9 protein-coding genes, 1 other RNA gene and 1 pseudogene are annotated in these 9,796 nt (G+C 45.3%); 2 read left to right on the top strand and 9 right to left on the bottom strand.

What is annotated here, in order from left to right; genetic code table 11:
• The 8 genes from PX482_RS26795 to PX482_RS26760 all read right to left on the bottom strand — a co-directional run.
• Window positions 1-184 (bottom strand): hypothetical protein (locus PX482_RS26795; protein WP_288123242.1); only part of this gene is annotated, 184 nt, incomplete at its 3' end.
• A 303-nt stretch (window positions 185-487) separates the two neighbouring features.
• Entirely contained in the window at window positions 488-742 is a 255-nt protein-coding gene (locus PX482_RS26790) for a hypothetical protein (RefSeq protein WP_288025015.1), read from the bottom strand.
• Between the two features lie 53 nt (window positions 743-795).
• Complete coding sequence (locus PX482_RS26785) at window positions 796-2,175, bottom strand: NAD(P)/FAD-dependent oxidoreductase (RefSeq protein WP_288123240.1); 1,380 nt, start codon at window positions 2,173-2,175, stop codon at window positions 796-798.
• A 422-nt stretch (window positions 2,176-2,597) separates the two neighbouring features.
• A non-coding RNA gene (ssrS, locus tag PX482_RS26780) (6S RNA) lies at window positions 2,598-2,785 on the bottom strand.
• Between the two features lie 239 nt (window positions 2,786-3,024).
• Window positions 3,025-4,116 (bottom strand): D-alanine--D-alanine ligase family protein, encoded by a 1,092-nt coding sequence (locus PX482_RS26775; protein WP_004266791.1) that lies wholly within the window; start codon window positions 4,114-4,116, stop codon window positions 3,025-3,027.
• A 3-nt stretch (window positions 4,117-4,119) separates the two neighbouring features.
• Entirely contained in the window at window positions 4,120-5,505 is a 1,386-nt protein-coding gene (locus PX482_RS26770) for an ATP-grasp domain-containing protein (RefSeq protein WP_004266792.1), read from the bottom strand.
• A gap of 25 nt (window positions 5,506-5,530) precedes the next feature.
• On the bottom strand, window positions 5,531-6,334 hold the full coding sequence (locus PX482_RS26765; RefSeq protein ID WP_002794105.1) for an O-methyltransferase: 804 nt from the start codon (window positions 6,332-6,334) through the stop codon (window positions 5,531-5,533).
• On the bottom strand, window positions 6,331-7,563 hold the full coding sequence (locus tag PX482_RS26760) for a sedoheptulose 7-phosphate cyclase (protein WP_004266794.1): 1,233 nt from the start codon (window positions 7,561-7,563) through the stop codon (window positions 6,331-6,333). Before PX482_RS26760 ends, PX482_RS26765 begins: the two co-directional genes overlap by 4 nt.
• A 661-nt stretch (window positions 7,564-8,224) precedes the next feature.
• On the opposite strand from PX482_RS26760, the pseudogene PX482_RS26755 reads away from it, so the two are divergent.
• Window positions 8,225-8,639 (top strand): annotated as a pseudogene (locus PX482_RS26755) (element excision factor XisH family protein).
• A complete protein-coding gene (locus PX482_RS26750) occupies window positions 8,627-8,962 on the top strand; it encodes a XisI protein (protein ID WP_004266796.1) in 336 nt (111 codons plus the stop codon). Before PX482_RS26755 ends, PX482_RS26750 begins: the two are co-directional and overlap by 13 nt.
• A gap of 30 nt (window positions 8,963-8,992) precedes the next feature.
• Here PX482_RS26750 and PX482_RS26745 read toward each other — a convergent pair whose 3' ends face one another.
• Entirely contained in the window at window positions 8,993-9,502 is a 510-nt protein-coding gene (locus PX482_RS26745; protein ID WP_288095146.1) for a PEP-CTERM sorting domain-containing protein, read from the bottom strand.
• Between the last annotated feature and the right edge of the window lie 294 nt (window positions 9,503-9,796).

Here is a 9,796-nt window from a genome sequence, read left to right as displayed (position 1 = left end):
GAGGTTTGGGTTTTCTCTCAATAACAGAGGGACAGAGGTGGTTAGCTGAACGTTGGGAAAAACTGATAGTTTTATCGACGTAAGAAGCAGAAAAATTAGCTAAATTAACAGGATGTACTCTCAGAAAATTTGAAGAGAGATAGGCTTTTAGTGGCTTGGGAACAAGCTTTATCAATTTATTCATAATCAATATTGGCAGAGGATTAAAGATTAGTTATTGTCACTAACTCTTTTGATTAGAAAAAGATAAACTTGAGAATTTTCATTCAAATTTATTGACTCAAAATCAGCTGTACTTAATTTAAATGAATCAACCCTACCCGCGCATTAGCTTTTCGGTGGGATGCTTACACGCAGCTGCTGATACATTTGTCATCATCTAAGAGTCACGGACAATTGCTGATTGTCGGTATTCCTGCAAATGTGAGATGCACCCTATCTCAACAAGCAATTTAAATGCGCGGGCAGCTTACAACAGCATTTCGCCCTATTGAGGAGATTCAAAAATTAGTTCGCTATTATTCAGTTTTTCAACGACTAACTTGCGATAGAGTGTCACCTGACGAAGGATTTGGTCGGGATTGTTTTTCTTGTTAGAAAACATGATCATTTTAATCGATTCAAATTCTATTCTTGTGATCACACCATCTTTGATCGCTCGTTCAATTGTAACTCGTAAATATTCTAATTCTTGGCTTTCCTCTGGGGTAATTTCCAGACTGTTAGGATGTTCTATTTTCATGATCGATTGTTCTTACCGGCTAACTGATAACTAGATAATCACGGCTATTTTTTTCACACTTTCACAATCGGTGGAGAGAGAGTTTCCGTCTGGTTAGAAACGGCGAGATTATTATTATTTTGGCTGTTATTTTGCGGCAATTGTCCCGAGGCTAAATTCTGCCCCTCTCCCGTAATCAAACGAGCGCCACGACCGCGGGTAAAATAATTCCAACCCCATTGCACCATCACCACTAATTTATTATCAAATTCGATCAGATAGTAAATATGGGCCCAAACCCAGACTAACCAAGCGATGAACCCAGAAAACTTGACAAATCCCAAATCAACCACGGCCGCATTTTGGCCGATCACTGCCAGACTACCTCGATCGATATAATGAAAAGGTTGAATAGTTTGCCCTTTTAGGCGAGAAATTAATAAATTGGCCAGATATTCGCCCTCCTGCATGGCCACGGGGGCAATTCCGGGTAAAGGTTTATCTCCCTGATGGGCAAAATTAGCCAGATCCCCGATCACAAAAATATTGGCATAACCAGCGATACTTAAATCCGGTTCGACGATTACCCGGCCGACGCGATCGAGATTTACCCCGGTTCTTTCGGCCAAAATTCGCCCCATTCTCGATGCTTTTACCCCCGCTGCCCATAAAATTGTCTCGGCAGCGATTTCTGTGGTTTTTTCTCCCTGACGGACGCTGACACAACCTTCAACAATATTGGTAACGATGCTGTTAGTTTGCACTGTCACCCCTAATTTTGTGAGAGAAGCGGCAGCTTTAGCGGATAAATCGGGTGAATATGGGGGTAATACTCGATCCATCCCTTCTAAGAGCAAAATTTTCGCTTCTGTGGGGTTAATCTGGTGGAAATCAGACCTAAGCGCACCGTGGGCAATTTCAGCGATCGCTCCTGCTAATTCTACCCCCGTCGGTCCGCCTCCGACAATAACAAAAGTTAATAAAGCTTGCCGCTTTTCGGCATCGATTTCTTTCTCGGCCTTCTCGAAAGCGAGATAGATGCGACGACGCATTTCTACTGCGTCTTCAATGGTTTTTAACCCGGGAGCGTAGGGCTGCCATTGATCATTGCCAAAATAGTGATGACTGACTCCCGTGGCAATGACTAACTGATCGTAGGCGATCGGCGGGTGATCTTTCAAGATCACTTCTCCCTTAACTGGATCTATATCTATGGCATGATCGAGGAGAATATCTGTATTCTCATGACCCCGTAGGATTAAGCGCAAAGGTGAGGAGATATCGGCCGGAGACAGCGCCCCAGTAGCGACTTGATAGAGGAGGGGCTGAAAAAGATGGAAATTTCGCTTATCGATGAGGGTAACATGAACGGGGGCGTTTTTTAGGGCTTTGGCCGTGTATAAACCCGCAAATCCGCCGCCGATGATAACAACTCTTGGCTGTTTTTCAGTCATTGCTTAACAATAATTCATAAATTTTTCCCTAGTGTAGTCCGGATTGTCACAATTTAGCGGTGACGAGCGTTACCGAAAACAGCAGTCTTTAACCTAGAAAAAAATATAGATAAGCTGCCCGCGCATTTAAATTGCTTGTTGAGATGAGGCACTCTTGCACTCTTGCAAGAGTCAACAGAACGTAGGTTGGGTTGAAGCATGAAACCCAACGCCTGCTCATGTTACGCTACCGCTAACCCATCCTACAAATAATTTGCCTCCCTACTTAAGCTCTTGACTATCTAAATTACTCGTTAAGATTGCAGGGGAGCAGGGAGAGGCAGTTTGAGCATTTGTACTAAAATTTCCAATACGGAGTTGAAATTCAGTACAGCTTACAGTGCTTATGCCCAGAATTTGACCTATATATGCTCGAAAAACTTGAAAAGACCGCTACGCCGTTTTACCTAAGTTTATGACCTGGGTTAACCAGGTGGGAACTTATATTACGCGTTTCTGTTTCCGAGTACAAGCTCGGTTTACTACCACACGAATTGGTTATTTGCTCCCTTATCACAATCAAGCATAGATCAAAAAACTTGAAAGGCAGTCACCAACGTAGAAGCCCGATTTGTTTTCATCATAGCATTTTTTTTTCTCAGAGGCAAGAGGGGAGATTCAGTGATCAGTGATCAGTTATCAGATTTGAGTTTTCAGGTTACTTTTTACCGATCACAGCCAAAAAGCCTGCCAAAACCCAGCAATTCCCAGTAGATCCGTATGGGGGAAGTTCAGCTAAAAGAAGTTTGAAACGCTTGCTTGGCAATGCTTTGAAAATTTCATGGCTATTTCGGCAACCCGAATGTCCTGCTAAGAATAAGTTTCGGCTTTTGTGTCAATCTGCGCGCTCTTTGGGCGATCGCCCAAAGAGGCAGCCTCTCCCGCCACTGCCATCTGCACCATATTTTGAAACAGGTCTGTCAATGAAATTCCAGCAGCCTGAGCCATCATTGGAATGACGCTTTTCTGAGCAAACGAACAATACAAACCTGCTTCTAAAAACCACGGCTGTCCGTGTGGATCGATCCGAAAATCAAACAAACTGTAATGCCGACAGCCCAAAGCAACGTGACATTGTTTTGCGAGCGCCCAAACTCGCTGAGTCACTGGATCCCTAGGATCAACAATCCACGCCTTGGTTTTCTCTTTAGCAGCACAATCCAAACTACCATCTTGATTTTGCTTGAGTTTATCTGCATAAGTCCGAATCGGATGAGTTTCGGGATTCACGGCGTACTCTTCTAGCGGCAAGCAAACTAACTCGCCCGCTTGCACAATCACACCACAGCGAACTTCTCGACCCAGTTCGATAAACTCCTCAACTAAGACTTCATCTGCATACTCAAAGGCAGTTGCTAAAGCAGCATCTCCATCGGTTGTCTCGGTAACTAAACTCAAACCCAATGAATTATCGGAATGGTTCGGCTTAATAATCGACGGACGGGATACAGATAAGCAATCGCCTCGATGCAGAACCTTGCCAGCGGGCACGGTCACCCCGGCTGCGGAGACAACCGCTTTCGCCTTTGCCTTATCTGCCGCTAACGCCATTAGCTCAGCCGAATTTCCCACATACGGAATTTTGAGCAGATCGAATAGCGCACGGTACTGAGTCATTCCGGGCAGGCAGAACATTTGGGGCACCATCACATCGATCTGAAGTTGAATTAAAACCGCGACCGCTTCAGGGACTGAAACTGAGGGAGTCTGGGCGATCTCGGCATTGTCTAAAGATTTGGGAAACCGCCACCTCAAATCTGGCGACACGTAGGCAATGTGGAACTCATAGAGGTCTGGATTCGCCGTATTTTGTAGACAATCTTGGGCATAGAGTTGCGACAACTCACAGTAAAAATCGCTCACAGCAGAGCCAACTAGATGCAAAATCTGCAATTTTTCCATGCTCTAGTCTCCTCCCAGTTCAACAAGCTTGCCAATGTTGAAGTCAATCCGAATCCATTCACTGCCGCGCCGAAAACTTCCCAGCAGTAATAGCGGAATCTGCCAATGATGCACCATTAAAAAAGGGAGGGGATCGTCCCACTCAAAGATGGCATCTTTGCCGTTGACGAGAATCTGTAATCGTTGCCTGAGCATCTTTGGAGAAAGTAGCTGGGTTAGCAATCTCCAAACTTCGTGATAAGTCCAATAGGTTGGGCGGCTAGAGGCAAGTGGCTGAGCCATCTGGGGGAGTGGATGTAGATTTAGATAAGCCTGTGCTACATCAGGATGGTTGTAGAACATCGTGATGGCAGAGTGTGTGCGCGGATTGCATTCGATCGCATAAACCTGTCCATCATCTGCTGCCTGAATGAAGTCGAAAGACACTTGTCCCGTAAGGTTCAGCCCCTTGACAAAGGCGAGAATCCACCGTTCAATCTCAGAATGATCAACGTGTTCGTAGTTGACCTGAAACGCTGAAGACTTGCAGCAGCAGTGCAGCTGCACGTGTCCTTGACGAACAGTACTATGGGTACAATATTCTTGCCCTGGAATATACTCCTGCATAATCCAGGGATTTGCTTCAGAAATGGGTAGCGCTCGCAGAAAAGTCGCCGTTTCCTCAGCATCTCGTAGGGGCAACTGCGTCAGCTCCAATCGCCGCACTGAATCGTAAGGAATGCTTTTGAGGATATAGGGACGCTTTGCCTTACTAAAATCAAAGTCAATCACCTGCTGAGGATGGGTGATGCGATGGGATTTTGGCACGCTTAACCCTAGGGTTCCAGCGGCGATCGCAAAGGCGTACTTATCATCCAGTTGCTTGAGCCTCTCCACATCCACATGCATGACGGTGCAATGGGGCGCCAGCATTTCGGCAATGAGCGCATCATAATAACTGGCAACGGGGCTACAAACGGGAACGTAAACAGTAACCTTTTCTTTTTGCACAATCTCCAGTAATGCCTGAGCATACTGGGACGATTGCGGTTTTGGTATGGTGTAGAACCGATCAACGCACCGAGAAAAGCGGTGTCCGGTTAACCAGTACTTGTGCATCTCCACTAGGATGACTCGGTGCCCTGCTTTGTGAAATGATCGCGCAAGCTGCAAGGCTTTAGTCATCTTGCCGCCGCTAATGAGAACCGTTTGCGGATTTACTGTGGTTGATCGCGCCGGGCGAAGAACTAGCGATCTCAGCAAAGCAATCGACACGAGGGTAAGGTTGAACGGCAATGCCAGCAGCAGCAAAGTAAGAGTGGCAAGGGTTTTTAAGCGCGATCTCACCCCGATGCTGCCCGCACTGACCGCTGGCTCAGAGAGAAGCTTAACGGGAGCGGTTTTTATCATAGGTTTAAGTGGGCGGATTAATGGACTACATACGCCGAATCAAGGTCAAGCCGTCTCGCAGAGGTAGCAGGACTTGCTCAACTCGTGGATCGTGGCTCAGGGTTTGGTTGAACTGTGCGATCGCCTTGCCATTGGGCGTAGGCGTTTCCGAGAGATAGGGCTGCCCCTGCATCAAAGTATTGTCCGCACAGATTAACCCGTTTGGAGCTAACAGCGAGGTAGTCAGGAGCAGATTGAGGTAGTCGATGTAACCTGCTTTATCGGCATCAATAAAGACTAGATCGAACACCTCTCCTGCCTCTGCAAGCTGCTTGAGGGTTTCAAGAGCAGGCGCAACCTTGACTACGATTTTGTGTCCGGCCGTCGACTCGTTAAAACACTGCCGCGCAAATTCAGCCACATAAGCATCAACTTCACAAGCCACGACCTGTCCATCGCTGGGCAATGCCTCTGCCATCGCTAGAGCCGAATAGCCCGTAAACATGCCAATCTCTAGCACCCGTTGCGCTTGCGTCAAATGCACCAGAAATTTGAGCATTTGACCTTCCACATGCCCAGAGAGCATTTCCTGCTCTAGCTGGCGCACTGTTTCACCATCCGTAAATCGCTTGCTCCAGTCCTCCGCTTGAGTCCGTTGCACCAAGGCAGCCAAGGCAGGCGATTCGGGTGTCGTACAAACATCCAAATACGGGTCGAGTCCGCAAGCTAGGGCACAGACTTGCTGCAATTCAGCTTTGAAAACCGGATCAAGCCCATCGATCGACTCGGCGCGACCGACCAAGGCTGCTAACTTCGCTGAGATAATTCCAACGGGCGTAACGGGTCTCATACGCCTGCTCCCTCTAAGGCTGGCTCGAGGCGCACGTACATATCCTCACCATTGCCCTGACGAGGATAGTTTTGAGCGATCGCTCGGTGAACCCCTAAGGCATTGTCCAACTCAGATCGCGTTAGGTCGTTCATAAACACGCATTGCCCAATCGGGCGGGGAGCCGCTGCTCGCTGCAACCCATCGCGAGTCCGCGTAATTGCTTCGGTCGCTTTCCACAGGAGTTCTGGGGTGAGATAGGGGCTATCGATCGCCAGCCCCAATCGGCTCATTAAGCCTAAAATGCGATTGCGGTCTTCAACCGAAATATAGCCGCGCAACTGGGCGATTGTCGCCGTAAATGCCATATCAATGTTGACGCTATGACCGTGCAACATCGGTGGTTCTGGCGTTAATTCTAGCGTCGGACTCCAGGTATGACCGTAAGCAATCACTCGATCCAAATCTAGCTCATGCAGGTTGGGCACCTCTAGCTCTAACATGACTTGAATTGCCTTGTAAGTCAGACGGTGCCCCACAGCTTGCAACTCAGGGGTGCCATTCAGATAGCCAAAACGGCTGTGCAGCAATGCCGCACCATGTTCTTCTAGCAGCTCAAAGATTTCTTGATTGCCCACAACTGCAATCTTGATTAACTCTGCCATTCCGTTGCGAATTTGATCGATCGGCAAAGTTCCCAAAAATGAGAAATCAAGAATCACCTTTTGAGAGGCATGATACGCACCAAGACGATTCTTTAGTTTGCCGTGATTGACAGCAACCTTAATCGCCACGCTAGCATCAATCAAGCCAATCAAGCTTGTGGGCACGCGAATGTAGTTGGTTTTGCGACGATAGGCAGAACAAGCGAACCCAGCAACATCGGTCGTGAGTCCGCCACCCACAACCAAAACAGGCTCCTTACGCACCAGTCCAAAGTCGGCAAACGCATCGACAATCTTCTCGAAAGTTCTCAGAGTCTTTTCAGGCTCTTTGATACTGACTTGAAAAACAGTCAAATCGATTTGATAGTGAGCGAAGTACCGAACGATCTGCTGGCGATACAAACCGTAAACAGTTTGATCAATCACCATCAAGCAGCGTCTGAATGGTGCATAACTTTCGGCAATTTCGGGATTCCCAATTTTGAAAGCACCGTTTACATAGAGCAAACTGAAATCAATCTTTTCGTAGCCTTCAATATGAAAGGCACAATCTGTGGACGTAAAAGTAGCCTTGATGCCTGCCATAAGGTTTCATTCTGAGATTCTGTTACAAAGGTAACAGAATCTCAGAATTTATTCAACATCTCCTGCCAACAACCAGCAATTCCAAAGGCAAACGGTAGCACAGAATACAGAACCCGTCTTACTCTTGCCTTTCAAAATGGAGTGAAGGGTTTGAACAGTGGGTTTCGGGGGAATGGAAGTCAAACAACTGGGTTTTCTGGGGATGCTGAGCTATTTCCAGCTAGTTATCGCTGGGATAACTGAGCCTCGAAGTGCCAGCAATGCTACCCGCTACAGTCTGAAAGACGGAATATTAGGGGCATTCGCCGCCTTTTTTCGCCAGAATGAATCATTTCTAGAATATCAGCGTCAACTTAATAGTCGTTGTGGACGAGATAATGCTCAAAGTCTGTTTGGTTTGGTCAATATCCCGACAGTAGAGCAGATGCGGAACATCCTCGATGGAATAGCCGCAAAGCATCTTTTTCCCCTGTTCAAATGGATTGATCAAGGGCTGAAGGAGCCAGGCTATTTGAGGGGGTTTGAGGCGTTGGATGGCAACTTACTCGTCGCCCTAGATGGGACTCAGTACTATAGTTCAGAGAAAATTAGTTGTCCTTGTTGCTCAAGCCGCACCTCAAAACAGGGAAAGATAACCTATCAAATCAGGAGAAAGGTAAAATTGGCTAAAGATTTAGTTTATCAAGCAGCCAAAAACGCTTTGATCAAAGATAATTGGTTAATTACTCATGACCCTTATACGATAAGTTTTGGAGGGGTGAATATGGCTGTCGATTTAGGCGCAGAAAAGCTGATTGCTGCGACTAAAGATCATCAAAAGATTGCCGTAGAAATTAAAAGTTTTTTAGAGGGGTCTTCAGCGATCTCAGAATTTCATACTGCTCTAGGACAATTTCTTAATTATCGGGCGGTTTTAAAGAGAAAAGATCCAGATAGAGTCTTGTTTTTAGATTCCTAGTTTTACTTACGACACTTTTTTCTCTTTAGATTTTACCCAATTGATGATTAGAGAAAACCATTTAAAATTAATCATTTTTTCGCCAAGTCAGGAGGTAATCTTAACATGGATAAGTTAGCAAAATATCGTCAATTAGTCAAAAGTATTCTTTCGGAATATACTCAATATAAACCCACTGGTAATGATTTGGAGATTCAAGCTATTTTTGATGAACAAAAAGAACATTATCAGGTCGTTACTTTTGGGTGGGAAGGCGAAAAGTATGTACATTATTGTCTTATTCATATTGACCTCAAGTCTGATAAAATTTGGATTCAATGGAATATGACAGAACAAGATATTGCTGAAGATTTAGTTAGACTAGGTGTTCCTAAAAAAGATATTGTCATTGGCTTTCATCCTCCTGTACTTCGTCAATTGACCGATTATGCAGTAGGATAGATTAATTTATCCTACTGCAATTGATCCCAGTTAGCTGTCTGGTTCTTGGGGGTTATCTGTTGGTGACTTTGCTTTTTTTGATAGGATACCTTTTACTTTTATTGCGGCTAAACCTAGTCCGAGCAAGCCTAAACCAAAGATATTAGAGGGTTCAGGGACAGTCTGTGGAGGCTGTGCGGCAGATTTTATTGCCAGGCGATCAAATACAATAAAGTCTGCACCGCTACCAGCAGCAATACCAATAGAGTTGATAGTTTCTCCAGCTTCAGCATCAATTCTTAGATAAATACTCTTAATTCCTGTACCTAGAATTGGAGATGGATTAAAAGAACTGAAAGAACGAAAAAATGAACCATTAACTAATAAATTTGCATTAAAGTTTAAGTTGGAAACTCCAATTCCAACCGAAGTAAGACTGTTAGAAAATTTTAGAGATGTAACATCAGACAAGCTAACAAATCCTTGCCTGCTGTTTGTCAAAAAACTAATACCATCCCAAGCATCATTTACCAAATAAGAAGCATCACCTATACTGACCACGTCAGGTAAAATATTAACCGGTCCAAGATTGGGAGATGCCCATTACACTGATAATCCGGGAATTAAGGTTGTGTCCTCAAAATCTTCAATCTGAAATCCTGTGATTCCAGCGATTGCGTCACTAAAACCGATGGGTGAAAATGTAGTAAGTGTGGCTCTTCGGTTTGTGTTATGCAATGGATGGGGGTTATAAGGAATGAAACCCTTATAGAGACAGACATTACCGCGATTTTTGTCAATTGTTTGCGATCTAGAGCGAACTAATCAATTAAATCTCTTGCCAGATAAGGATTT

The organism is Microcystis sp. M53602_WE12 (genome assembly GCF_030065455.1).
Classification (GTDB): Bacteria; Cyanobacteriota; Cyanobacteriia; order Cyanobacteriales; family Microcystaceae; genus Microcystis; species Microcystis aeruginosa.
This window is presented reverse-complemented; position numbering and strand designations above follow the sequence as displayed.